This is a genomic window from Enterocloster aldenensis, assembly GCF_003434055.1.
Taxonomy (GTDB): Bacteria; Bacillota; Clostridia; order Lachnospirales; family Lachnospiraceae; genus Enterocloster; species Enterocloster aldenensis.
The window spans coordinates 19,023-43,009 of record NZ_QVEX01000016.1; the positions used below are offsets into that span (position 1 = coordinate 19,023).

At 49.2% G+C, this 23,987-nt stretch carries 23 protein-coding genes; 19 read left to right on the forward strand and 4 right to left on the reverse strand.

Features of this window, described 5'->3' with window-relative positions; all coding sequences use genetic code 11:
* The first annotated feature begins 388 nt into the window (after positions 1–388).
* From thrS to DWX59_RS22705, 4 genes are all read left to right on the forward strand, one after another.
* Positions 389–2,143, forward strand: coding sequence for a threonine--tRNA ligase (gene thrS, locus DWX59_RS22690; protein WP_117561763.1), 1,755 nt, complete (start codon positions 389–391; stop codon positions 2,141–2,143).
* A gap of 461 nt (positions 2,144–2,604) precedes the next feature.
* Positions 2,605–3,327: a GntR family transcriptional regulator gene (locus DWX59_RS22695; RefSeq protein WP_165641888.1), complete on the forward strand. Its 723-nt coding sequence runs from the start codon at positions 2,605–2,607 to the stop codon at positions 3,325–3,327.
* A 160-nt stretch (positions 3,328–3,487) separates the two neighbouring features.
* Complete coding sequence (locus DWX59_RS22700; protein WP_235845142.1) at positions 3,488–4,852, forward strand: MFS transporter; 1,365 nt, start codon at positions 3,488–3,490, stop codon at positions 4,850–4,852.
* A complete protein-coding gene (locus tag DWX59_RS22705) occupies positions 4,849–5,811 on the forward strand; it encodes an alpha/beta hydrolase (RefSeq protein ID WP_117561768.1) in 963 nt (320 codons plus the stop codon). The genes DWX59_RS22700 and DWX59_RS22705 overlap by 4 nt, the downstream gene beginning before the upstream one ends.
* A gap of 21 nt (positions 5,812–5,832) precedes the next feature.
* Here the strand turns inward: DWX59_RS22705 and DWX59_RS22710 are convergent, their stop codons facing one another.
* The gene (locus DWX59_RS22710) at positions 5,833–6,540 is read right to left on the reverse strand and encodes a Crp/Fnr family transcriptional regulator (RefSeq protein ID WP_117561771.1); all 708 of its coding nucleotides are present in this window, start codon (positions 6,538–6,540) and stop codon (positions 5,833–5,835) included.
* Positions 6,541–6,662: 122 nt separating this feature from the next.
* Here DWX59_RS22710 and deoD point away from each other — a divergent pair, with 122 nt between their 5' ends.
* The 3 genes from deoD to DWX59_RS30120 all read left to right on the forward strand — a co-directional run bounded on the left by deoD (position 6,663) and on the right by DWX59_RS30120 (position 9,260).
* Positions 6,663–7,385: a purine-nucleoside phosphorylase gene (gene deoD / locus DWX59_RS22715; protein WP_117561773.1), complete on the forward strand. Its 723-nt coding sequence runs from the start codon at positions 6,663–6,665 to the stop codon at positions 7,383–7,385.
* 6 nt (positions 7,386–7,391) lie between these two features.
* A complete protein-coding gene (locus tag DWX59_RS22720) occupies positions 7,392–8,585 on the forward strand; it encodes a phosphopentomutase (RefSeq protein WP_117561777.1) in 1,194 nt (397 codons plus the stop codon).
* 495 nt (positions 8,586–9,080) lie between these two features.
* Entirely contained in the window at positions 9,081–9,260 is a 180-nt protein-coding gene (locus DWX59_RS30120) for a DUF6783 domain-containing protein (protein ID WP_117561782.1), read from the forward strand.
* A gap of 300 nt (positions 9,261–9,560) precedes the next feature.
* Here the strand turns inward: DWX59_RS30120 and DWX59_RS22735 are convergent, their stop codons facing one another.
* On the reverse strand, positions 9,561–10,199 hold the full coding sequence (locus tag DWX59_RS22735) for a GntR family transcriptional regulator (RefSeq protein WP_117561784.1): 639 nt from the start codon (positions 10,197–10,199) through the stop codon (positions 9,561–9,563).
* A 342-nt stretch (positions 10,200–10,541) separates the two neighbouring features.
* Between DWX59_RS22735 and DWX59_RS22740 the strand changes: the two genes are divergently transcribed.
* The 9 genes from DWX59_RS22740 to DWX59_RS22780 all read left to right on the forward strand — a co-directional run bounded on the left by DWX59_RS22740 (position 10,542) and on the right by DWX59_RS22780 (position 18,338).
* Entirely contained in the window at positions 10,542–11,039 is a 498-nt protein-coding gene (locus DWX59_RS22740) for an L-2-amino-thiazoline-4-carboxylic acid hydrolase (RefSeq protein ID WP_117561787.1), read from the forward strand.
* Positions 11,040–11,068: 29 nt separating this feature from the next.
* Positions 11,069–12,247 (forward strand): ABC transporter substrate-binding protein, encoded by a 1,179-nt coding sequence (locus DWX59_RS22745; protein WP_117561788.1) that lies wholly within the window; start codon positions 11,069–11,071, stop codon positions 12,245–12,247.
* A gap of 112 nt (positions 12,248–12,359) precedes the next feature.
* Entirely contained in the window at positions 12,360–13,247 is an 888-nt protein-coding gene (locus tag DWX59_RS22750) for a branched-chain amino acid ABC transporter permease (RefSeq protein ID WP_117561791.1), read from the forward strand.
* The gene (locus DWX59_RS22755; protein ID WP_117561793.1) at positions 13,244–14,254 is read left to right on the forward strand and encodes a branched-chain amino acid ABC transporter permease; all 1,011 of its coding nucleotides are present in this window, start codon (positions 13,244–13,246) and stop codon (positions 14,252–14,254) included. The genes DWX59_RS22750 and DWX59_RS22755 overlap by 4 nt, the downstream gene beginning before the upstream one ends.
* Positions 14,251–15,072, forward strand: coding sequence for an ABC transporter ATP-binding protein (locus tag DWX59_RS22760; protein WP_117561796.1), 822 nt, complete (start codon positions 14,251–14,253; stop codon positions 15,070–15,072). Before DWX59_RS22755 ends, DWX59_RS22760 begins: the two co-directional genes overlap by 4 nt.
* On the forward strand, positions 15,065–15,775 hold the full coding sequence (locus DWX59_RS22765; protein ID WP_117561799.1) for an ABC transporter ATP-binding protein: 711 nt from the start codon (positions 15,065–15,067) through the stop codon (positions 15,773–15,775). The genes DWX59_RS22760 and DWX59_RS22765 overlap by 8 nt, the downstream gene beginning before the upstream one ends.
* A 54-nt stretch (positions 15,776–15,829) precedes the next feature.
* Positions 15,830–16,696 carry an SDR family NAD(P)-dependent oxidoreductase gene (locus tag DWX59_RS22770; RefSeq protein ID WP_117561801.1) on the forward strand — a complete coding sequence of 289 codons (867 nt, stop codon included), beginning with the start codon at positions 15,830–15,832 and terminating at the stop codon, positions 16,694–16,696.
* Positions 16,693–17,700, forward strand: a complete 1,008-nt coding sequence (locus DWX59_RS22775; RefSeq protein ID WP_117561803.1) for a dihydroxyacetone kinase subunit DhaK — start codon at positions 16,693–16,695, stop codon at positions 17,698–17,700. Before DWX59_RS22770 ends, DWX59_RS22775 begins: the two co-directional genes overlap by 4 nt.
* A gap of 29 nt (positions 17,701–17,729) precedes the next feature.
* Positions 17,730–18,338 (forward strand): dihydroxyacetone kinase subunit L, encoded by a 609-nt coding sequence (locus DWX59_RS22780; RefSeq protein WP_117561805.1) that lies wholly within the window; start codon positions 17,730–17,732, stop codon positions 18,336–18,338.
* A gap of 108 nt (positions 18,339–18,446) precedes the next feature.
* Here the strand turns inward: DWX59_RS22780 and DWX59_RS22785 are convergent, their stop codons facing one another.
* A complete protein-coding gene (locus tag DWX59_RS22785) occupies positions 18,447–18,752 on the reverse strand; it encodes a helix-turn-helix domain-containing protein (protein ID WP_117561808.1) in 306 nt (101 codons plus the stop codon).
* A gap of 189 nt (positions 18,753–18,941) precedes the next feature.
* On the opposite strand from DWX59_RS22785, the gene DWX59_RS22790 reads away from it, so the two are divergent.
* Both DWX59_RS22790 and DWX59_RS22795 read left to right on the forward strand, forming a co-directional pair.
* The gene (locus DWX59_RS22790; protein ID WP_165641891.1) at positions 18,942–21,080 is read left to right on the forward strand and encodes a methyl-accepting chemotaxis protein; all 2,139 of its coding nucleotides are present in this window, start codon (positions 18,942–18,944) and stop codon (positions 21,078–21,080) included.
* 333 nt (positions 21,081–21,413) lie between these two features.
* The gene (locus tag DWX59_RS22795; protein ID WP_117561812.1) at positions 21,414–22,451 is read left to right on the forward strand and encodes a DUF3829 domain-containing protein; all 1,038 of its coding nucleotides are present in this window, start codon (positions 21,414–21,416) and stop codon (positions 22,449–22,451) included.
* Between the two features lie 29 nt (positions 22,452–22,480).
* Here the strand turns inward: DWX59_RS22795 and DWX59_RS22800 are convergent, their stop codons facing one another.
* Positions 22,481–23,209: a 4Fe-4S binding protein gene (locus DWX59_RS22800; protein ID WP_117561814.1), complete on the reverse strand. Its 729-nt coding sequence runs from the start codon at positions 23,207–23,209 to the stop codon at positions 22,481–22,483.
* Between the two features lie 319 nt (positions 23,210–23,528).
* On the opposite strand from DWX59_RS22800, the gene DWX59_RS22805 reads away from it, so the two are divergent.
* Complete coding sequence (locus DWX59_RS22805) at positions 23,529–23,975, forward strand: DUF2975 domain-containing protein (protein WP_117561816.1); 447 nt, start codon at positions 23,529–23,531, stop codon at positions 23,973–23,975.
* The last annotated feature ends 12 nt before the right edge of the window (positions 23,976–23,987 follow it).

Genomic DNA, 23,987 nt, shown 5'->3' on the forward strand with positions numbered 1-23,987 from the left:
AATGCAGTTAATGGCGTTGAAGGAATCAGTAGTCAATGGGAAGTATCCAGAGAGCAGCCCCTTTGGTGGAAGGGTTGTATACCGAATATTGATGAAGACCGGTCCTGAGCCGTGTCAAGGATACCCAGCCGCTGATTCCTTATGGATGACAGTGGCAGGAACCCAATGTATGTTAAGGATTCCCGGGAGGAAATGACACCGTATCCCGCGTTAAGGGACCAATGAGTGAAAATCAAGGTGGAACCGTGTATATGCACCCTTGGACATAGGAATATGTCCAGGGGTTTTTATTTACCCAATCCGGCGGATGGACATATACTGAGTGAAAAAATGATAATCATGAAGGATGCCGGGATTAGTTCCTAAAGAGGATGAAAGGAGTAATAGTATGAAGATTATTTTACCGGACGGAAGCGTACAGGAAGCAGAGGATGAGTTAAGGGCCATCCGCCACACAGCATCCCACGTGCTGGCACAGGCAGTGAAGAGGCTGTATCCGGAGACAAAGCTGGCAATCGGACCAGCCATTGACGACGGGTTTTACTATGATTTTGACAGGGAGGGCGGATTCACCCCTGAGGATTTGGAGAAGCTGGAAGCTGAGATGACAAAGATTGTAAAGGAAAATCTTCCGGTTAAGCCATTTGTGCTGCCAAGGGATGAGGCGGTCAGGTTCATGGAGGAAAAGGCCGAGCCGTATAAGGTGGAGCTGATTGAAGACCTGCCTGACGAGGAGACCATCAGCTTCTACCAGCAGGGCGAGTTTGTGGACCTGTGCGCAGGACCCCATATCATGTATACAAAGGGTGTAAAGGCATTTAAGCTTACCAGTATTGCAGGCGCTTACTGGAGAGGAAGCGAGAAGAATAAGATGCTTACCAGGATTTACGGTACTGCATTTGCCAATAAGACGGATTTAGAGAATTATCTTACCATGATGGAAGAGGCTAAAAAGCGCGACCACAGGAAGCTGGGTAAGGAACTGGGCCTGTTCATGTTTGCTGAGGAAGGACCAGGTTTCCCCTTTTTCCTGCCAAAGGGTATGACTCTTAAGAATACACTGATTGACTACTGGCGTGAGATCCATCTGAGGGAAGGATACCAGGAGGTTTCCACCCCCATTATCCTGAGCCGTAAGCTGTGGGAGAATTCCGGCCACTGGGATCATTACAAGGATAATATGTACACAACCGTCATTGATGAGGAGGATTATGCGGTTAAGCCCATGAACTGTCCGGGCGGCATGCTGGTGTATAAGAACCAGCCCCACTCTTACCGCGACCTGCCCCTGCGCGTAGGCGAACTGGGCCTGGTCCACCGTCATGAGAAGAGTGGCCAGCTTCATGGACTGATGCGTGTGCGCTGCTTTACCCAGGACGATGCCCATATCTTTATGAGGGATGACCAGATTGAGGATGAGATCAAGGGTGTTACCAGACTGATTAATGAAGTGTATACACAGTTTGGATTCGAATATTTTGTGGAACTGTCCACAAGGCCAGAGGATTCCATGGGATCTGACGAGGATTGGGAGATGGCTACAAACGGCCTTAAAAAGGCGCTGGAGGATATGGGCCTTGAGTATATTGTCAACGAAGGCGACGGCGCGTTCTACGGCCCTAAGATTGACTTCCACCTGAGGGATTCCCTGGGCAGGACATGGCAGTGCGGCACTATCCAGCTGGATTTCCAGATGCCTCAGAGGTTCAATCTGGAGTATACGGCGGAGGACGGTTCCAAGAAGCGTCCGATTATGATTCACCGCGTATGCTTTGGCTCCATCGAGCGCTTTATCGGTATCCTGATTGAGCATTTTGCAGGTAAGTTCCCGGTATGGCTGGCTCCTGTACAGGTTAAGGTCATTCCTGTTTCTGAAAAGTCCATGGAGTATGCAGCAGGCGTATATGAGAAGCTGAAGGCAGCCGGTATCCGTACCGAGTTAGACCACAAGGATGAGAAGGTTGGATATAAAATCCGCCAGGCCCAGCTTGAAAAGGTTCCTTATATGCTGGTGCTGGGTGAGAAGGAAGCGGCAGAGGGCGCCATCACGGTCAGAAGCCGGGATAAGGGAGATTTAGGCGCTGCCGGACTTGAGGATTTCATTGCTGATATCAAGAAGATGGTTGCGGCAAAGGAGAAATAAGGTATTGCAGCGGATGGCTGACAGGCAGCGGTAAAGTTTCATGTTAAAAAGGGCTGGGCTTATGTTTTTAGCTCAGCCCTATTCATACCATGATATAAGTGTTAAAATAGGGTTGTATAATTAAATAGGGGATAGAGGATAGTCTGGTGGTTTCCTTCGGAAATAAATCCGGGAGGAAATGTAATATGGATACACTTGAGGTGTTGACATTGGTGCTGGTTATATTTGCAGCATTGGCTTACATAGATAATCATCAGAATAGAAAATAGCTATCCTCTACCAGCACGTAGAGGATAGCCTGTAACTGAAAATTACGCCATATCCGAAGCGCAATCATCAGACGCGGAAAGTCTTTTGATTACTTCTATGTTAATTATACACAGGGTGCTTGGAATTTTCAAGTACCCTTTTGAATCCTGGTTATGAGATAGCGGCAGCCGGCGATAAAAGGAGGCGGACAGGTGTCAGGTGAAAAGAAAGCATTTCCCAAATTTGTAATTACATATAATGAGATATTAGGACTGATACAGCAGGGGCTTTATCCGGAGGAAAGCAAACTGCCGCCTGAGGAAGAGCTGGCGCTGCAGATGAATGTGAGCAGGATGACCCTTCGGAAATCCCTGAACCTGTTAAAAGAGGATGGTATCATTGAAGCCAGGCATGGCATGGGCAATTATGTCAGGAAACAGACCGCGAAGGCTGAGATAGGTATGGAGAAGCCGGGCAGTCCGGTAAGGAAAGTAGTGAAGCATCAGCCGGACCAGATGGATTTTTCCATGGAATTAAGGCCGGCCAATGAATATATACAACATATCTTTAAGCGGAAAGGGTCGGTTTCACTGGAGGCCAGGCGCAGGTACCGGTTCCAGGGATTGATGGTAGGTTATTCTTATTCCGCAATCCTGGGGGATGTGCTGGATGGTTATGAATTGGATTTAAACAAAGAGGAACAGGTCCGGAGGTTCCTGGAATTAGATATCTATGAGCATTTCCACCGGGTGAGGATGGAGATGAAGGTAACCGCGCAGGGACAGAGCATTGAAGAGGAGGAATTTTACCGCCCGGACCGCCTGTTTCTGATGATTTTTGAGGAAATATATAACCAGAAGGGTGAAATGCTGGTATTTACAAAGCATTTCATCCCCTATGAGGAAGTGGATTTGCTGCTGAACTGGTATCATTAGGATTATAGGAAAAAAGCCCAAAAAACATGGGCTTTTTTTGTTTGTTCTGATGAAAATAATGAGGGAGGCTGATATATAGTTGACAAATATTGATGATAGAAGTATATTTTATACAATTAAGTATACTACATAAACAAAAATTTAATAGGAGGTATAGTAAATGGACTATGAAAACAATGTCAAACGGGTGATTCCCATGATTATGCTGGTGTTTATTTCAAGCGCCACCATGATTAGCGTCATCAACATCATCTCCCCGCAGCTGACAGTGGATTTTGGAATCAGCCCTACCACGGTAAGTCTTCTCAGCATGACGGTCATGCTGATGATGGGGGTTGCATCGGTTGCCTACTCCACCCTGTCGGATTACCTGAGCATCCGCAGGCTGATGTTATTTGGGGTGTGCCTGATGGATGTGGGGGCAGTTATGGGATTTCTGGCAGCGGGAAGGAGTTTTTACATGCTGTTGGCAGCGTCCGCCCTGATGATTACGGGAGGGACCTGCGGTTCCGGGCTGATGATTATCCTGGTGAGCAGGTACATAGGGGAGCGGGAGCATGCCAGATATTATGGGTTCAATACTGCCTGCGTGTCCATTTCACAGGCATCCGGTATCCTGCTGGGAGGTTTTTTTGCAACGTACATCGGGTGGAGGTATGCGTTCCTGATTCCGCTGGTCTCACTGGCAGCCCTTCCGTCCATATGCAGGTATGTGCCGGATGAAAGGCTGAATCAGGAGGGCAGGCTGGATATTGTGGGGCTGATGCTGCTGGTGGGATTCACATTCCTCATATCCATGTATTTTAATATGGGCAGCACGGGATATCTGCTTCTGTCAATGGTGGTGCTGGCGGTGTTTTTTATCTATATCTCCAAGAGCGGGCGGGCATTCATCCATATGGATTTTTTCAGGAACAGGAATTATGTGACGGCTATCCTGCTGGTGGCCCTGACATTTGGAATACAGAATTCATTTTCATTCCTGTTCCCCTTCATGGCCCAGGGAGTATATATGGTCACGCTGGATAAGGTATCCCTGATTCTGCTGCCAAGCTATGTATTTGCAGCAGCCATAGCAATGAACAGCGGCAGGATTGTAACACGGTTTAAAAGCTTTCGTACCTTATGCGGGGCCCTGGTCCTGGTAATGGCTGCCCTTGCCTTCGGGGCATTGGGCACGGACAGGGGGATGTTGGTTCTGGGGACCTGCGCATGTCTGTTTGCAGGCGGTTTTGCACTGGTATACGCGCCATTTATGGAAATCGTAATTTCCACGCTGGCGCCGGAACAGGTGGGGGTGGGAATCGGGTTCTTTAACCTGATGACCAGTATCGGCCCCTCGCTCCTGATTACACTTACAGGCAGGATGATGTCTGCCAGGGAACTGGCTGGCGGTCCTTCACTGGTAAAAGGAAATGCAGGGCTTTACAGCAACATCCTTATGGTGTTCGCGGCAGTGCTGCTGGTTGTATTTATTATTTTGAGAATGAAAAAAAGCTGTTATTTAAGGGAGGATCATAAATGAGCGTAAGATTGTGGAGAAAGAATGGACCCATGATTTCAGTGGAAGGAAGAAAGGGGTATTTTGATGTGGCGTACGGGCAGGATTCACCGTCTCAGAAGCTGGATGTATTCCTGCCTGGGGGACAGGGGCCGTTCCCGGCCATCATCAGTATCCACGGCGGCGGGTATGTGGCCTGCGATAAACGCCAGAAGGAGATGATAGAGCCAATGCTTGCAGGGCTGAATCGGGGATTTGCAGTGATTGGGCTGAATTACAGGCTTGCAGGCGAATCCGGTTTTCCGGAACCGGTCAGGGATATTAAGAGGGCTGTGCGTTTCATAAAGGCCAATGCAAAGGAATGGGACATCTGCCCGGACCGGCTGGCCGCATGGGGCGGAAGCGCAGGAGGATATATGACGCTGATGGGATGTCTGTGTGCACAGGACAGGTATTTTGACAGCGAAGCGGACCCGTACAGGGAAATGGACGCGGGCCTGGCAGCCGGGGTGGCCTGGTATCCCCAGACTGACTTTCTGACGGCTGACGAGGAACTGGAAACAAATAGTATCATAGGGCGTTTTCTTGGACCGTATGACACGGATTGGAATGAGCGTGAGTACGAACCTGCGTTTCCGGTGATGGAGGACAGCGCTTTCCCGTTCCATAATCAGGAGAATGGGGTCTGCGCCCTGTTCCTGGGTGCAAATCCGGGAAGCGGGGAAGAGGTGGTAAGGATTGCCAGCCCTATCCATCATATTCATAGGAATATGCCGCCTTTATTCATCCAGCATGGAAGCGGGGACCAGATACTGCCCATGCAGCAGTCTGTCCGGTTTGCCATGAAGGCAAACCGGGTCTGCGGGGAGGAACGGGTGAAGCTTCAGATCCTTCCGGGAGCCATCCACTCCTCCGTGTTTTTTGAGACAGAGGAAAATATTAATCAAGTGCTGGATTTCATCGGGGCTGTGGTTGGTGAATAGGAAACAGGCTTTGGGATGAAACTAGGAATACGGTTCCAGTCCATGGGCCATATCCTCCAGCTGCCTTGTGGTCAGCAGGAGTTTGCCGCCGCACAGGGCCAGCATGTGATTCTGTTCCATATCCTTGAGAATACGGTGGACGGTACGAAGGGAGCAGCCGGTTTTGGCAGCCAGGAACTCGCGGTTCAGTTTGAGGCTGCAGATTCCGTTTACTGGGGTGACCTTGCCGGCTTCCTGGCTGATGACGTACATGCACCGCTGTCCATAGGACATCAATAGGTAACGGCGGCTGGAATTCAGCTGCAGGGACAGCTTTTTCATCAATAGCCTGGTGCGGAAGAAAAGGGCGGTGCTGTCCGTACTGAGCCACTGGAGGTAGAAACCGGGGGGAATGGTAAGGCAGGCAGAGGGTTCCCAGGCCCGCACCGTCACATAGCTTTCCGCATCTTCTGAAAAGAGTTCATAGTCACCCACAATATCAAAGGGTGACAGGTCAAAGAAACTATAGGGAATCTCGCCTGCCTTTTCCTCAATGGCCTGAAGCCTGCCAGACACAAGGATATAGACCGTGCCGCAGGGAGCGCCGGCCTGGATGAGAAGCTGGCCCGCCGGAATGGTCTGGAGGGTCAGATAGTTTCGGATTAAGGGCGGGCAGGTGGAAAAGAATGTCTCAATGGTCGGATAGCAGTCATACTTCCTGCAGTTTTTTAGTATGCGTTCCCAGGTCATGATGGATTCCTCAATAAAAAAGTGATATAATTGAAAAAAAGTGACATTTGGCATTTTTTATTCTTTACATTGAGTTTAAAATAAAAACAGATGAATTGCAATAGAAAGAGGAGGTTTATATTATGGGAACACCACACAACAGCGCTGCACCAGGGGAAATCGCAAAAACCGTATTGATGCCGGGAGATCCGCTGAGGGCGGAATTCATTGCCAAGAACTGGCTGACCGATGTGAAGTTAGTGAATCAGGTGCGCAACATTTATGCATTTACAGGTAAATACCAGGGCAAAGAGGTTACTGTCATGGCCAGCGGAATGGGTATGCCAAGTATCGGTATCTATTCCTATGAGCTGTTCACACAGTATGGGGTGGAGCGGATCATCCGTATCGGTTCCGCGGGCGCATATACGGAAAGGCTTAAACTGTATGATGTTGTCCTGGCAGAGGAATGCTGGAGCGAGTCCAGCTTTGGGAAGACCCAGAACGGCGATGCGGCAGATGTCAAATATCCGGATTCAGACCTTAACAAGGTGATAATGGAAGCCGGAAAGGAATGCGGGATTGAGGTAAAGCCTGCAAAGATTCACTCCAGCGATGTTTTCTACAGTGAGCCTGGAATGGATGGCTTTAGGGAAATTTATGAAAAGCATGGCTGTGAATGTGTGGAGATGGAGAGCTTTGCACTGTTCCACAATGCCAGAGTACTGGGAAAGAAGGCTGCCTGCCTGCTTACCATTTCAGATTCCATGGTGACCGGGGAAAAGACAAGCGCAAAGGAGCGTCAGGAGGCATTTGGCAATATGATGGAAGTTGCGCTTAAGGCAGCTGCCATGATGGAGGATTAAGACAGGATGGAAAAATTCAAACGTGTATTTGTGATTGTGGTGGATTCATTCGGAGCCGGCAATGGTAAGGATGCAAAGGATTACGGTGACCAGGGAGCGGATACCATGGGACATATCGCTGACAGCGTGGACCATTGGGAGATTCCTAATCTACAGCGCCTGGGGCTTGCCAACCTGCACCCGTTAAAGGGGGTGTGGCCTGTTTCACAGCCAGCCGGATATTATACTGTCATGAACGAGGAGAGCTGCGGCAAGGATACCATGACAGGGCATTGGGAACTGATGGGGATTAAGACCGTGAAGCCCTTTGTGACATTTACGGAAACCGGATTCCCGCGGGAGCTGATTGAGGAACTGGAGAAGCGCACGGGACACAAGGTAATCGGCAATAAGAGTTCCAGCGGAACCGAGATACTGGATGAACTGGCTGAGGAGGAGATTGCCACCGGTCATATGATTGTTTATACGTCCGCGGACTCCGTACTGCAGATATGCGGCAATGAGGAGACCTTTGGCCTGGATGAGCTGTACCGCTGCTGTGAGATTGCAAGGGAACTGACCATGAAGGATGAGTGGAGGGTGGGACGTATTATCGCCAGGCCTTATGTGGGGAAGAAAAAGGGCGAATTCAAACGCACCAGCAACCGCCACGACTATGCCCTTAAGCCGACCGGGAAGACGGCATTGGACGCGCTGAAGGAAAATGGATATGAGGTCATTTCCGTTGGCAAGATAAGGGATATCTTTGACGGCGAAGGCATTACCAAGGCATATAAGTCCAAAAGTTCTGTCCATGGCATGGAACAGACCGTGGATATCATAAGGGATGAGGAGTTTGAAGGCCTTTGTTTTGTGAACCTGGTGGACTTTGATGCTTTATGGGGACACCGCAGGAATCCGGAAGGATATGCCAGGGAAGTTGAGATGTTTGATGTGAAGCTGGGGGAGGCCCTGGCTGATTTGAGGGAGGATGACCTTCTGATGATTACGGCCGATCATGGCAACGACCCCACCTACTCAGGCACGGACCACACCAGGGAACAGGTTCCCCTTCTGATTTACTCAAAGAAGTTTGAGGGAGCAGGCAGGCTGGAGGAGACAGATACATTCGCAGCTGTTGGGGCTACCATTGCGGAGAATTTTGGCGTGAAGATGCCGGAGGGGACCATTGGGAGGAGTATATTGGGGACGTTAGTGTGATGGATGGAGGTTTGGCTGTGTGGGTACGTCCGCGAAGCGGGCCAGGGCGGGCCTTTCCTTGAGGGGGCGGGGGAGGACGGGGGATTCATTCGGGCGGCGGGCCATAGGACGCTAAGTTCCGGAGGGGCAGCTTCTAAGGCCCTGACAACAAAAAAGACGGAGGATCGGTGCTATTCACGTAGAAATCCTGAAGGACTTTCTACGTTCAGAGCACCTTGGATTCTGGCTTTGATGCCAGAATCCACCTCCGTCTTTTTTGTTGCCGGAACCTAAGAAGCTGCGGCCTCCTCCACTATGCGTCCTATGGCCCGCCGCCCGAATGAATCCCCCGGCTGCGTACGCCCACCTCAAGATAAGACCCGCCCTGGCCCCCTTCGCGGACTGGGGGATTCCGGGAATGACAGAAGAAAAATATAAATTAAAGAGAGGGGAAAGGCCTCTTGAATCATTTATTTGAGGAGAGAATAAAAAGGCAATATCTGGGCTAGGGCGTGTTTGAAAATTTATTCCCGCCATCTGCACGCCCCACTTCGCGGCATATTTGGCCCCAATTCAGTCAGCGTAGCCCACTACGCCTCCTTCATCGGGGCCAAATCTCCCACAAAGTGTGACGCACAGCTGACGGAAAGCAACTTTCAAACACGCCCTAGGAAATATATATTCTTTTTCATTTAAGCGGTGAGGAGACATTAATATGTAGTGGGTGAGTGGAATGGGGATGGGGGGGATGGATGCATCTACAGGGGCGTGTGGGTCTTAGGCTGAGGAAAGCGGCGCTAAGAGGCTGGCGCCTTTGTCTGAGCACAATACCAAGATAGTTGGTAATATTCAAGGCGCGAGTTTGGCAGCCAGCCTCTTGTCCAGCGCTGTTTTCCTCAGCCTTAGAGCCACTAGCCCCGCAGCCGTATCCATCCCCCCATCCCCATTCCGCTCACGGACGGATGCACCTCCCGCCCCTTAAACCCCTTCTTTTTTTCACATCGTCGTACTATCTTCAATATCCGCCTTCAGGATATTAGACGCCATACTATAATTTTTCTGCTTCAGGTAATCCACGATTGCCACATGGAGCCCGTCCGCATCGTAGAAGATGGGGGAGTGCCATTGGCGGGAGCGCTTCTGTGCATAGAAGCGTGTCTGGGTGGCCATGGATTCCTGGAGTCTTTTGTAGGCATAGTCATTCCGGTAATTGGAGAATAAAAGCAGGTGGAAGTAAATGTTATCCTGCCAGTGTTCCAGGGCAGTCAGGCCCTCGCCCTGGCGCTGCTGGTGGTTCAGGTTGTGCTGTTCCAGCTTTTCTATAAGGGCATCGTCTATATAGCCGCCGTACTGCTGCATGAAGCCGCACTCAAGGGAGATACGGTAGCGTATGATGTTCTGTATCTCTTCCGCACTGATTTTAGTTACCTCATAACCGCGCTTGGGAAGGTTGCGCAGTACGCCCTCACTGCATAGCTGTATCAGGGCTTCACGGATAGGGGCGCGGCTGACGCCGTATTTTTCCATCAGGTTTTTTTCGTGAAGAATGCTTCCTGGCGTGTAGACACCGTTGACTATATCAGAAAACAGATGGTGATGTATCTGTTCTTTCAGGTTCATTTCCTGGCTAATCATATTAGATATATCCTTTCTTGGGGAATGTCATACTATCATGTTTATGCAATCAGTATAGAATATATTGGAAGCAAAATCAATACCAAACAAAATAAATAAAAAAGCCTTAAAATCCATTATAATCCCCCCTTGTCAAAAATGTAAATAGTCATATTAGATTTTAGGGTGATACTGCAAAATGGTGGGCAATATATATGTTTTTATTGGATTTGGTTAAAAAATCATAGAAATATTAACTAAAAATGCTTGACATTTATATAAAAACTGATATGATTAGTTTTGTGAGATACAGCAAATCACAGAAGATAAAGCTGTATATAATGAAAGGAGATAAGAGATATCATGGGAGAAATCAAGAATGTAGCAACACTTACAAACGACGAGCAGGCAAATATTAACAGGGCGGCAATTGAGCACAGGGCAACCTGGATGGGCCTTATCTATGATGAACTGAAAAAGGACGGCATTGATCCGGAGCCGGCATTCAGAAGAGCCATCAAGAGATGCGGAAACATCCACGGTGCAAACTTTAAGGCTGCCTGTTCCAATCCGGATGACTGCAGGGATTTCGCTGAGGTATTCTTAAATGAACTGGGAAGAAAGACATTTGAGCAGGAAGTACATGAAGTGACAGAGTCAGAGGTTCCTGTTGATTTCCACTACTGCGCACTGTTAAATGCATGGAAGAAGCTGGGCTTTGATGATGAGACATGCGCTAAGCTTTGCGACATTGCCATGGACGGGGACCGCGGGATTGCAGAGGCCATGGGACTGACACTGGAACTGACCGACACACTGGCTAAGGGCTGCGCTACATGTAAGCTTTGTTTCCACAAATAACCAGGAGAGATACAAGGAGGAGTTTTCTTATGAAAAGGTTTAAGACAATGGCAGCGCTGGCACTTTCAGCTGCAATGGCGGCAGGATTACTGACAGGATGTTCAGGCGGGACCAAGACAGAAGCAGCCCCGGGAGATAAATCAGTGATTAAGCTGGGAGGTCTGGCGCCTCTTACCGGCAATTATGCTGAGTACGGAAAAGGGTTCCAGATAGGATTCCAGAAGGCAATTAATGAAATCAATGAAAAGGGCGGCATTAACGGACATAAGTTTGAGATTGAGATTAAGGATACACAGGGCGATGCAGTGGTATCTTCCAACATGGCAACCAACTTTGCTGAAGATGAAAGTGTCCTGGCTATCCTGGGTGACTTTACCTCCGGCGCCTGCAAGGCCAATGCTGAGATTGTGGACCGTTATGGAATCGTACAGTTAAGCCCTACCGCATCCGCACCTGATTATGCCAACATGAGCAAATACTGCTTCAGTATCATGGGCCGTCAGGACGTGGAAGCTCCTTACCTTGCAAAGTACATACTTAAAAAATATCTGGGCGCACAGAAAATAGCCGTTATCCGTGTGGACAGTGACTGGGGCCTTTCCTGTTATGACAACTTCATGGTCCAGGCTGAGAAGGAAGGCCTGGATGTGACGGTTGAGAAATACGCCACAGGCGAAAAGGATTTCAGCTCCCTGATTACAAAGATGAGATCCATTGACCCGGACTGCCTGGTGGTCATGGACCAGGGCGACTCCGTGGCAGCTATCTTCAACCAGGCAGATGCGGCGGGATGGGATATCCAGCACGTTGCTTTAGGGCCTGGTACCTCCGAGCAGCTGATCAGCCAGCTGACCACTCCGGATAACCTGATTGTAACCTCTCCTTTCTTCTTTGATGAAAATGATGAAGAGCTTTCCAGCTGGGCAAAGTGGTTTGAGGAGGAGGCCGGATTCGCGCCAACCATCCATCCGGCATGTGCTTATGACTGTGTGTATCTGATTGCCAACGCAGTGGAAAAAATTGGTGACGGCGAAGTTACACGTGATGCAATCCAGCAGGCTTTGGCTGAGAGCCAGAACCAGGGTGTTACAGGAGCCCTTAACTTTACACCGGACGGCGATATCGAGCGTCAGTATATGATCTGCGGTGTTAAGGATGCCAAGTGGGTTGTTCTTGAAGGATTTGAATACGGCGCAGAAGGCCTTTAATTCGCCATAGCGTATAGAAAGGCAGCAAGGGGGCGGCATGTCAGGGCGTGTTTGATGATTTATCCCGCCCGGGCACTGCCGCCCCTTAAAAAAACTTCGCGGAGGTATGGAGATGGAATATGTATTAAATCAGCTGGTTAACGGCTTGTGCCAGGGCGCGATTTACGCACTCATGGCAATCGGCTATTCTGTTATAGTCGGTGTAGTAGGAATGGTTACATTTACATATGGCGAGATCATGATGATTGGGGCATTCTCGTCCTATTATATTTTCCTTTTATTTGGAAACAACCTGCCCCTTGCAATCCTTGCGGCATTTACGGGTTCATTCCTGATCGGTATTGTTGTTTATAAGCTTTGTTATGAGAAATTCTTTAACGCACCCAGGCATATTTCCCTGCTGTGCACCATCGGCATCAGTATGCTGATAAAAAACCTGGCCCAGATCGTATTCGGACCTGAGACCAAACCTGTGTTAGATATTGTTGAAAATAAAACATTTACCTTAATGTTAGGTAGTGTTCGACTGGATATTAAGCTTCTCCAGATTGTGGTGATTGTTCTTGTGGTGGTGCTGGCGTCCGCACTGACCCTGTTCTTTAACAAGACCAAGTGGGGCATTGCCCTCAGGGCCGTAAGCCAGAACAAGGATGCCGCTTATCTGGTGGGCATTAACGTAAAACGTACGGCCATGATCGGTAACTGTATTGGTTCCGGTTTTGGCGGAATTGCAGGTATCCTGCTCTGCATCTATTATTATTCCGTATCAGCTACCATGGGCGGTATCTACAGCATGAAGGCATTTGCGGCCAGTGTGCTGGGAGGTCTGGTGGATATCCGGTTCTCTGCCCTGGGCGGTCTGTGTATCGGTGTGATTGAGAACCTGGGTATTGCAATCTCAGCTGCAACCTTCCGCGACGTATTTGCATTCGGCTTCCTGATCCTTGTACTTTTAATCAGGCCTCAGGGATTTGTCAGCAAGAAAGGAGTAAGGGTATGATAGACAAGGCAAAAGCATTTTTTTGGAAACATAAGCTGCCCGTGCTGCTGGTTCTTCTTGTTATATCCATCGTGCTTCCGTTTGTGATTAAGCAGGCTTTGATACTGAGATATATCTGTACCATCATGATGTATGCCACATTGGCCGGTTCCCTGAACGTAATCAACGGCTACAGCGGCCAGACCTGTCTGGGCCAGGCCGGATTCTTTGCAATCGGCGCCTATACATGCGCGGCCCTGTCCAAGAACGTGGGCGTGGATTTCTGGATTGCCCTTCCCATCGCAGGTATCCTGGCATCTCTTGTGGGACTGATTGTCAGCCTTCCAACCCTTAAGCTGTCCGGCATTTATCTGTCCATCGTTACCCTGGGCGCATCTGAAATCATAAGGATCATTGCCCAGACATGGACGCCTGTGACAGGAGGCGCCCTGGGCATCAAACAGATTCCTTATCCAAACTTCTTTGGCCTGGAAATGTTCAAGCCCAAATATTACTATTTCATTTTCCTTATCATCGGCGTGGTGTTCCTGTTCATTACGGACAGGGTATTACGGTCCAGGGTAGGCCGTTCCTGGCTGGCAATCCGTGAGGACCAGGTGGCTGCCAAGTCCCTGGGCGTTGAAACCAGTAAGTGTAAGTGCATGAACTTCATGTATGGGGCATTCTGGGCAGGAATCATCGGGGCTGCCTACGCTCCGTTTGTCAACTATATTGAGTCTTCACAGTTTACGACAGATACAGGTTTTAATGTACTGGCCATGGTTGTCATCGGAGGCCAGGGAACCCTGCTTGGGCCAATCCTTGGTTCCACGATTGTTACAATCCTGACTGAGGCCCTGCGTTTCCTGGAGAACTGGAGATATGTAATCTATGCAATCATCATCATCCTGATGATGTGGGTACGTCCTCAGGGACTTATGGGTGCATCTGATTCCATTCTTGCCGGCGGCGAGATCCAGAAAAAGGATGGGTCTAAGAAAAAGACTCCGGAGGTGAAGAAGGCATGATAGATTTTGATAAGATTGACAGAAGCGTACCGATTCTTGAATCAAAAGGCTTATGTAAATACTTTGGCGGTCTGAAGGCAGTTGAAAACGTGGATATGAAGGTAATGGCAGGCGACATTTTCGGTATCATCGGACCAAATGGAGCCGGGAAAACCACATTCTTCAATATGTGCACCGGTATGTACACCCCTACCAAGGGAAAGGTATACCTGATGGGGGAGGATGTGACCGGATTCTCATCTGAAAGGGTTGCAAGGAAACGTATGGCAAGGACCTTCCAGAACCTGCAGCTGTTTAAGTTCATGAGCGTCCTGGACAATGTTAAGATCGGATGCCATATCAGGACCAAGAGCAACATGCTGGATGCAATTGTCCATACCAGGACATACAGGCAGGATGAGGAGTATGCAATCAGCAAGAGTGAGGAGATATTAAAGGCCATCGGCCTGTTCGAATACAGGGACACCATGGCGGGAAACCTGGCATATGGCATGCAGCGCAAGGTTGAGATTGCCAGGGCACTGGCCCTTGAGCCATACATCCTTTTGCTGGATGAGCCTGCGGCGGGCATGAATCCTCTGGAGACACAGGAGCTGATGGAATTTATTAAAATGCTCAATGAAGGCGGATACACCATTGCTGTTATTGAACATGACATGAAGTTTGTGATGAATTCCTGCAACCGCATCCTGGTCCTGAACTTCGGGCAGAAGATATGCGAGGGCACGCCGGATGAGGTCAAGGCGAACAAGGAAGTGCAGGAAGCATATTTCGGCAAGGGTATCATTGCAGGAGAGGCGGTGAAGGTTCATGCTTAATGTGGAACATCTTTCAGTCAATTACGGATATATCACAGCGCTTACAGACATCAGCTTCCACGTGGAGGAGGGTGAGATTATCACACTAATCGGCTCCAACGGCGCAGGTAAGACAACGACCCTGGGCGCCATATCGGGCCTGGTCCCCAAGGTAAGCGGCAGGATTACGTTTAAGGGACATGACATCACAAAGATGCCGCCGGACAAAGTGGTAAAAATGGGGATGTGCCATGTGCCTGAGGGAAGGAAAATATTCCCTGCCCTGACCGTGTATGAGAACCTGATTGCAGGTTCCCTGGGCAACCCAAAACTTACCAAGGCCAGGATTAATGAGCTGGTGGAGGAGCAGTATACCCTGTTCCCGCGTTTGAAGGAGCGTATCGGCCAGGCAGGAGGAAGCCTGTCAGGCGGCGAGCAGCAGATGCTTGCCATATCAAGGGGACTTATGATGGACCCGGATATCGTGATGCTGGATGAGCCGTCCCTGGGACTGGCGCCTATTATCGTTGAAGACATATTTGAACTGATATTAAAAATCAGGGACATGGGCAAGACCATTCTTCTGATTGAGCAGAATGCGTCCATGGCATTGTCCATTGCGGACAGGGGGTATGTGCTGGAGACAGGCAAGATTATCATGGAGGGTAAAGGCAAGGAGCTCCTTGTGGACCCGAGGGTGAAAGCAGCCTATCTGGGCGCGTAAAAAGACGTATGCCGGGCAGCGCCGGTATTTCAAGGAAAGTGAAGGAAGTCAGATATGGACTTAGGACTGAAAGGAAAAACCGCTGTCGTGACAGGCGGCAGCAAGGGCATTGGATACGCAGTTGCAAAGACCTTCCTGGAAGAGGGAGCCAATGTTTTTATCTGTGCCAGGAATGCGGAGGAAGTGGACGCAGCGGTCCGTTCGTTAAGCAGGGCAACGGCACCGTCCGGTACAGCGGTCTCGGATGGAATGGCAATGCCGGCCGCCACATCAGCCCATACGGTGTATGGAGCGGTATACGGAACCGCGGCAGACATGACGGTGGAGGAAGACGTTTACAGGGCTGCAAAAGAGGCGTATGACCGGTTCGGCTCCCTGGACTGCTGGATTAATAACGTGGGGGCCAGTTTTCCCAAGGAAGGGGAAGAGTACAGGGAACAGGACATTGAGAAAATCACAAAGGTATGTTTCTTCAGTACAATATACGGCACCCAGGCAGCATTCCGCTATATGAAGAAAACCGGGGGAAGCATTATCAATATCAGCTCCCTGGCAGCCCGATGCGGTACCGTAGGCGCAAGCACACTGTACGGGCCCCTGAAGTCCGCGGTAATCAAGCTGGCGGTTTCCTTTGCAGGGGAATATGCGGCTTATGGGGTCCGGGTTAATTCCGTACTTCCGGGCTTTACGGCAACTCCGGCAGTGGCAGCTAATATTAAACCGGATTATCTGAAACGGAATGCAGACGACACCCTTTTGCGGCGGGTGGCCGTACCGGAGGAAATAGCTGCTCCGGTGGTATTTCTCTGCAGCAGCCGGGCCTCCTACATAACAGGCACCAGCCTGGAGGTTTCCGGCGGGAGGAGTATTGTGTTGAATCCGGAATATTCATATGTAAAAAAGGAAGGGGAACAAGCATGAAAAAATTAATCAACAGACCTGAAAATTTTGTAAAAGAAACAATGGAAGGCATTATCTATGCCTATGGGGACAAAGTTAAATTATTGGACGGGGATGAGAGGATACTTCTCACCAATTATCCGGTTGAAAAGGGCAAGGTTGGAATCGTGACAGCCGGAGGAAGCGGGCATCTTCCTGTATTCCTTGGATATGTTGGCCAGGGCATGCTGGACGGATGCGCGGTAGGCAATGTGTTTGCGTCCCCGTCCGCAAAGAAAATGGCTGACATGATTAAGGCCTGTGACTATGGCAGCGGCGTACTCTGCCTGTACGGGAACTACGGCGGCGATAATATGAACTTTGATATGGCCTGCGAGATGGTGGAAATGGATGACGTGGAAACCATGACAGTGCGTGTTAAGGATGATGTTGCCAGCAGTCCCAAGGAGACAATGGAAAAACGCCGCGGCGTTGCGGGAATGGTTTATGCCTTTAAGGCCGCAGGCGCTGCCGCGGAGCGGATGATGAGCCTGGAGGAAGTGGCAGGCGTTGCCCAGAAGGCGCTGGACAATATCCGCACCATGGGCGTTGCCCTGTCACCATGTATTGTTCCTCAGGTAGGGGAGCCCACCTTCCAGATAGAAGATGACGAGATTGAAATTGGTATGGGCATCCACGGGGAAAAGGGAATTGAAGTCAGGAAAATGATGACGGCGGATGAGGTTGCGGAGACCCTGGTTGGCAGGATTACGGAGGATATGCCTCTGGCAGAGGGGGATGAAGTGTCTGTTCTGGTCAACGGCCTGGGCGCAACCCCTATGGAAGAGCAGCTGATTGTGTACCGCCGTGTCCATGAGCTGTTAAATGACATGGGCGTCAAGGTTGTGATGCCTCATGTGGGAGAATATGCAACCTCCATGGAGATGGCAGGACTTTCCGTTACCATCTTCAAGCTGGATGAGCAGTTAAAGGAACTGCTGCTTTCCCCGGCAAAAACACCTTTCTACACCAACTTGAACAAATAAGACCCTTTAACTAATAGGAGGATAGGACAATGAATGCAGCATCTGTTAAAACGGGTATCAGGAAAATAAGCCGGATTATGGCTGAGAATAAAGATTATCTGATTAAACTGGACCAGCAGAACGGGGACGGGGATCTGGGCGTTTCCATGAGCGAGGGATTTGAGGCGGCGGCCGTGTTTGTTGAAGGCACGTCTGAGACGGACCTGGGCAAGATACTGATGCAGACAGGCGGCGTATTTAACGAGGCAGCTCCCTCAAGCCTTGGCACCATTATCTCATTTGCATTTATGGGAATGGCAAAGTCCTTAAAAGGTAAGACCGAAGCAGGTCTTCCTGAATTTGCAGAGGCAGTGATGGCAGGAGTGCAGAAAATCATGGATAAGGCCGGTTCAAAGCCTGGTGAGAAGACAATCCTGGACTCCATTTATCCGGCAGCGGAAAGCCTGCTGGCAGATAGGGACGGGGACTTTAAGGAAGCCCTGAGGAATGCGGCTGAAAAAGCGGCAGAAGGTTCAGAATCAACCAGATCCATGAAGTCGGTCCATGGACGGGCCGCTTACTATGGTGAGAAATCCATCGGGCTCCTGGACGGTGGGTCTGTAGTGGGCAGGCTGATATTTGAGGCATTGTCTGAATAAAAAGATTCTGGCCGGAAAGGCCTGATATATCAAGGTTAATGGAATAATAGCCGATATCACAACGGGAACTGCTGCACAAGTGCGGCAGTTCCTTTTTAAACCGTGTATTCATGAATTTCTTTCCCTGATATCATCTACAATTAATTGGATGTGTTTAATCTGAAGGGGGCTTAGGCCTGTTACGTCCAACGTATTGACCCCGCCAAGTCCCTTCCCCTTTTCCTCCCTGCCCAGCAGATAATCCGTACTCACGTCGAAGAAATCAGCAATTTTCTCCAGCATTTCTACAGATGGTCTGATATTATCATTTTCCCAGTTGCTGATACTCTGTTTTTTAACCCCCAGTTTGTCCGCTAATTGTACCTGGCTCAGAGCCCGGGACTGGCGCAAATATTTGATTTGTTTTGGAAACATACCTCACCTCGCCTGCTATTTAATAAAGCTTATTATGTGCGATTATTAAAAAGTTTAAAAATACTAGTATTGAAAAATCGGACTTTGTCGATATATATAACTAGAGGGGTACTGTGTTTGGTATATTTGTTGTTTTTACAAAAATATACCTGTATGATTCCATTTCCAGGTATGACAAGGAGGACAAAAATGTTAAACAAAATGAAGTTAGCGCCAAAACTGGCGCTGGTTATTGGCAGTGTTCTGTCGTTGGTTCTGATCGTCCTGATTTCCATCACGGCAGTGATGTCAAAATCAGCCATCTCTGCTTCTACATACAGCGAGCTGGCCGCTATTTCGGAAACCAACGGGCTGGAAATCCAACAGATTTTTGACGCTGCCGAAACAGTGGCAGTCAATATTGAGTATTATATGGAACGGGCCTACAAGACGGTCCAGGCGGATCCATCCCAAAATGTAAAACCCACCGACCCGGCGGCAATGGAGCTGTGCAAAAGTGAAATCTATGGAAATACGCTGACTTCCCTTAATTATGATGTGGAAGTTTTTCTGCGGGAGAATGCCCGCAACACCGCAAAATACAACAAAGACATCGCGGGAGTGGGAGTGATGTTTGAGCCGTACGCATTCCAGCAGGATATCCGGGATTACGCCTTTTATGTGAATGAGGCGGCCGCGGACCAGGATATCGCGCCCTTTGGTTCCTATGAGTCATATTCCCAGGAGGATTATTATAAAAACGCGCTGACCACAAAGACATCCAACGTGTCCGATCCCTATGAATATAACGGCGCCACATTGGTTACATATGCGAGCCCGATTTTAAATAACGGTAAGGTACAGGGCGTTGTGATGGCGGACATCAATGTGGCAAATTTCAGCAAGGTAGATTCCTCCAACGAGAACTACCCCAGCATGTATTCAACCATTTACGATGATAATGGGAAGATTATATATGACAGTGAGAGCCTGGAGGATATTGGAAAATATCTGGCGGATTTTACGCCAAATCAATCGGAACTCTCCCTTATGCAGACAAACATGGCAAAAAAGCAGCCGTTCCGTGTGGAGACCACCAGGGAAGACGGCCGGAAAGTGACGCGCTTTTTTACCCCAATCAAGGCGGCCGGCGAGACGTGGTGGTCCCTGACAGCAGTCAATTCCAGCGATGTGGACGCAGCTGTTAAAACCACGGTCATCTCAATGGTCCTGCTCTCCGCCTGTGCCCTGATCCTGATTATCGCGGTCATTTTTCTGCTTCTCCACCGCCTTCTGCGTCCGATTAAATCAATTGTATCCGCCGCCGCAGAGATTGCGGATGGAAATCTGAATGTACAGATTGCAGCAGAATCAGAGGATGAAGTAGGCAGGCTGGCCAGGACTTTTCTTAAAATGGTACAGAATTTAAACGTGATAGTGTCAGACGTGGATTATATTCTGGGGAAAATGGCCGAGGGTGACTTTGATGTCAGGACGAATTCGGAAGAAAGCTATGTGGGGAACTTTCGGGGTATTCTGTCGTCAATGCGGACGCTGAATATAAAACTGAGCAATGTCCTGATGCAGATTAATACAGCCGCGGATCAGGTTTCTGACGGAAGTGAACAGGTCTCCTCCGGCGCCCAGGCCCTCTCCCAGGGAACTACAGAACAGGCCTCCTCCATAGAGGAGCTGGCAGCCACCATCAACGAGATTTCACTGCATGTGAAACAAACCGCGGAGAATGCGGTGCAGGCGCGGGAGCAGACCATACATGCAGGATGCGAAGTAGACAGCTGTAATCACCAGATGCAGGAAATGATAGCTGCTATGGATGAAATAGGAGAAATGTCAGGACAGATCAGCAAGATCATTAAGACAATAGAGGATATTGCTTTCCAGACCAATATCCTTGCCCTGAACGCTGCGGTAGAAGCCGCGCGGGCCGGGGAGGCCGGAAAAGGGTTTGCCGTTGTGGCGGACGAGGTAAGAAACCTGGCCAGCAAGTCGGCTGAAGCGTCCAAAAACACGTCTGCCCTCATCGAAGGCGCTGTCCGCGCCGTTGAAAAGGGTACCAACATTGCCAATGAGACAGCGCATATGCTGAACAAAGTAGTTGAAAGCGCCCAGGCAGTCTCTGAAACCGTGGACAAGATTGCGGATGCCACCAAAGAGCAATCCAGTGCCATCGGGCAGATTACAGTTGGCGTAGACCAGATTTCCAGCGTGATCCAGACCAACTCCGCAACCGCTGAGGAGAGTGCGGCTGCCAGTGAAGAGCTCTCCGGCCAGGCCCAGATGCTTAAAGCTCTTGTAAACCAGTTTAATCTTAGAAACTCCAAACAATGATCTGGTCCGTCTGATGGGTCAGTTCAGGGAAAGGATGTTTTTAAGGGATTTATACCGAATTTACTGCGGTAAAGGCTTACTATTCCAGCCCAGGATTTCCCCTGGACAAAGCTTCATCTGGTCGGCCTTCGCCGACGATACGCAGACATCCCCATCAGGGCTTGGGACGCTGAAAGGGCGATGTGAAATACTGATTTTTTGGAGAGTCCTGGTATTTGCAAAAGCGATATGTAATCATATGGTCAGGTGACTGGGCGGTGCCTTTATATATCCTCTGTACGGAACCGGTTATATCTGGTAGAATAAAGGGATAACAATATCTGGAGGTACGGTATGAGAAAGGTAATCATTGGCACTGCACTTGCATCGGTATGCGCTGCAGTGCTGGTAGTATCGGGCTGCAGTGAAAACATCAATGAACTGAAGGAGAATGCCAGGGCAAAGGCCTTAAGCGAGCCTGTGATGGCTGCGGAGGAAACAGAAGAAGAGGAAACAGAGGAGGAAAGCGTTTCCCCGGAGCAGATGGATTTAATAAAGTATAATTACTATGTTGAGCTGAATAATGAGATAGTTAAGCTCATGGACGACATTGATTATTATTATGAAGTGGTGGAATATGATGAGGAGTTTGCCCTGATTCCTGACAGTGGATATACATACGGTTACCGTATCAGGGGATTTGGCAAGGACCTTGCAGATGACTGTATACAGCTGGCAGACATGGAGCCTGCATATGAGACATTGGATCCGCTAATAAAGGAGATGGCTGAACCCCTAAAGGAGCTTATGGCTGCATTCTCAGAGGTAAGCAGGAGCAATGACTATGCGGCAAACCAGTACCAGAAAGCAAAGGAGCTTCACGCTGTCATCTATCCGGCTGCCGATGAATTTGAGCCTATGGGATATGAATTCATACACGCAGTAAGCGCGGTGGCTGATGAGAGGATTGCAGCGGAAGAAGAGGAGATGAAGGCTGAGGGAAGGCTGATAGCGTATAATGCCAGCCGCGGCATCAGTATTGCAGGACAGATTATGGATGAATGTACGCTTCAGGGTGTGACGGATGACAATATCACGGACCTGGATTTGACAAAGATTAAGCCATTATACGAGGAACTGACTTTGATTGTGGAGGATTTGAATGCCGCAACCGCTGACAGTAACCAGATGATGAAGGAGTCCATGAGCAATTCAAAACCATTTGACCAGCTGTATGAGAGGATGCTCCAGGCCCTGGAGTGGATGATAAAACAGGTGGAAAGCGGAAAACCCATTGAAGACCCGGGCCTGGAGCCATTGGGATCCATTGCACATTTTTCCAATACGCTGAGTGATTGTGTTGACCGGTATAATACGGTGTTTGTGGATTAAGGAAGGGGGGATACCCCTTCCCGCCCGGATTAAACTAGACTGCCGTCCGTCCTGACCGTCACCACCTGCCACGGGATGAATTTGCCGCTGGCCTTAAGCGCGTTTTTTACAGCGGTTTCAATGCCGCCGCAGCATGGTACTTCCATGCGGACAATGGTGACATCTTTAATATCGTTAAGGCGGATGATTTCTGTCAGTTTTTCGGAATAGTCCGCCATATCCAGCTTTGGACACCCAATCAGGGTGACGCGTCCCGCGATGAAGTCATTGTGGAAGCTGCCATAGGCAAAAGCAGTGCAGTCAGCTGCTATGAGCAGCCGGGCATCCTGAAAGTAAGGCGCCTGTACAGGAACCAGCTTAATCTGGACCGGCCATTGGGACAGCCGGCTTTCCATGGAGGGGATGGGGGCTGCCTGGTGATAAGGCGCGGATTGGGTATCGGCCAGGGGTCTGGCAATGGACCTGGCCAGGGAACCTGGACATCCGCAGGGAGAGGGCTTAGTGCCCTCCTTTTTTGTTTTACCTGACATGCGGGCTTTGACAGCGGCTTCATCATAGGCCGCTGCTTCTCTTTCTTCAAAGGTAATGGCTCCGGTGGGGCAGGTTGGAAGACAGTCCCCCAGTCCATCGCAATAATCATCTTTTAACAGCACTGCCTTACCGTCCACCATGCCAATGGCGCCTTCGTGACAGGCAGCGGCACATGCGCCGCATCCGTTGCAGAGTTCTTCATTTATCTTAATGATTCTTCTTATCATTTATATCTCCTCCTGAGGTTAGGGTGTGTTGATGGTATATTGATGTTTCTGTGATAAGTATACAGCAGGCAGATGGTATTGTATGTTGTCATGACAACGTAATTACAATTCGTTGCTGCCTGTGGGTATATGGGTTCCTATCTCGTCTTATATGTGACTTACATGTGGCCCCATACCATTACAAAAATCTTAATATTTATCTATTATCAATATTAAATTATCGATAATCGATAAAAATAGATTGAAAAATGGAAAAAACCGTGGTATGTTCTGGATAGAGGAATTTTAAGGAAAGCGATAAGGGAAAGGTGGATATGCAATGGATAATCGGCTTGTACGGTTTACAAAATGGCTTCTGGACGCCATGTTTTATGGAGGATTGGTGATTACGCTGGGAATTCCTGTGATATTCCGGTATGTGGGAAGATATATACAATCCTTCAGGGTGCATTATATACCCCAGTGCGTGCTTTATATCGGTTCCGGGATCCTGGCCCTTATGATTGTGCGGGAGCTTAGACGGATGTTTGGAACCGTGCTGGAAGATAATGCATTTATAATGGAAAATGCAGATTCTTTAAAACGTATGGGGAAATTCAGTTTTTTCCTGGCTTTTCTCTCCCTTATCCGGCTGCCCCTTGCATCCACGCCCGCAACCGTGGTTGTTATTATTGTGTTTTCCATTGCAGGTCTGTTCTGCTTTGTATTGTGCCAGGTGTTTGAACAGGCTGTGCGGTACAAAGAGGAAAATGACCTGACCATTTAGGAAGGAAGGTAT

Bases quoted from the DNA above. Each gene is read 5' to 3' on its own strand.
- DWX59_RS22705 (WP_117561768.1), top strand. From the start codon at position 4,849: ATGAGCGTAAGATTGTGGAGAAAGAATGGACCCATGATTTCAGTGGAA.
- DWX59_RS22785 (WP_117561808.1), bottom strand. From the start codon at position 18,752: ATGTTTCCAAAACAAATCAAATATTTGCGCCAGTCCCGGGCTCTGAGC.
- DWX59_RS22805 (WP_117561816.1), top strand. From the start codon at position 23,529: ATGGATAATCGGCTTGTACGGTTTACAAAATGGCTTCTGGACGCCATG.
- DWX59_RS22745 (WP_117561788.1), top strand. From the start codon at position 11,069: ATGAAAAGGTTTAAGACAATGGCAGCGCTGGCACTTTCAGCTGCAATG.
- DWX59_RS22780 (WP_117561805.1), top strand. From the start codon at position 17,730: ATGAATGCAGCATCTGTTAAAACGGGTATCAGGAAAATAAGCCGGATT.
- DWX59_RS22765 (WP_117561799.1), top strand. From the start codon at position 15,065: ATGCTTAATGTGGAACATCTTTCAGTCAATTACGGATATATCACAGCG.
- DWX59_RS22755 (WP_117561793.1), top strand. From the start codon at position 13,244: ATGATAGACAAGGCAAAAGCATTTTTTTGGAAACATAAGCTGCCCGTG.
- DWX59_RS22790 (WP_165641891.1), top strand. From the start codon at position 18,942: ATGTTAAACAAAATGAAGTTAGCGCCAAAACTGGCGCTGGTTATTGGC.
- DWX59_RS22760 (WP_117561796.1), top strand. From the start codon at position 14,251: ATGATAGATTTTGATAAGATTGACAGAAGCGTACCGATTCTTGAATCA.
- thrS (WP_117561763.1), top strand. From the start codon at position 389: ATGAAGATTATTTTACCGGACGGAAGCGTACAGGAAGCAGAGGATGAG.
- DWX59_RS22800 (WP_117561814.1), bottom strand. From the start codon at position 23,209: ATGATAAGAAGAATCATTAAGATAAATGAAGAACTCTGCAACGGATGC.
- DWX59_RS22710 (WP_117561771.1), bottom strand. From the start codon at position 6,540: ATGACCTGGGAACGCATACTAAAAAACTGCAGGAAGTATGACTGCTAT.
- DWX59_RS22795 (WP_117561812.1), top strand. From the start codon at position 21,414: ATGAGAAAGGTAATCATTGGCACTGCACTTGCATCGGTATGCGCTGCA.
- DWX59_RS22720 (WP_117561777.1), top strand. From the start codon at position 7,392: ATGGAAAAATTCAAACGTGTATTTGTGATTGTGGTGGATTCATTCGGA.
- DWX59_RS22750 (WP_117561791.1), top strand. From the start codon at position 12,360: ATGGAATATGTATTAAATCAGCTGGTTAACGGCTTGTGCCAGGGCGCG.
- DWX59_RS22770 (WP_117561801.1), top strand. From the start codon at position 15,830: ATGGACTTAGGACTGAAAGGAAAAACCGCTGTCGTGACAGGCGGCAGC.
- DWX59_RS22775 (WP_117561803.1), top strand. From the start codon at position 16,693: ATGAAAAAATTAATCAACAGACCTGAAAATTTTGTAAAAGAAACAATG.
- DWX59_RS22700 (WP_235845142.1), top strand. From the start codon at position 3,488: ATGGACTATGAAAACAATGTCAAACGGGTGATTCCCATGATTATGCTG.
- DWX59_RS22735 (WP_117561784.1), bottom strand. From the start codon at position 10,199: ATGATTAGCCAGGAAATGAACCTGAAAGAACAGATACATCACCATCTG.
- deoD (WP_117561773.1), top strand. From the start codon at position 6,663: ATGGGAACACCACACAACAGCGCTGCACCAGGGGAAATCGCAAAAACC.
- DWX59_RS22740 (WP_117561787.1), top strand. From the start codon at position 10,542: ATGGGAGAAATCAAGAATGTAGCAACACTTACAAACGACGAGCAGGCA.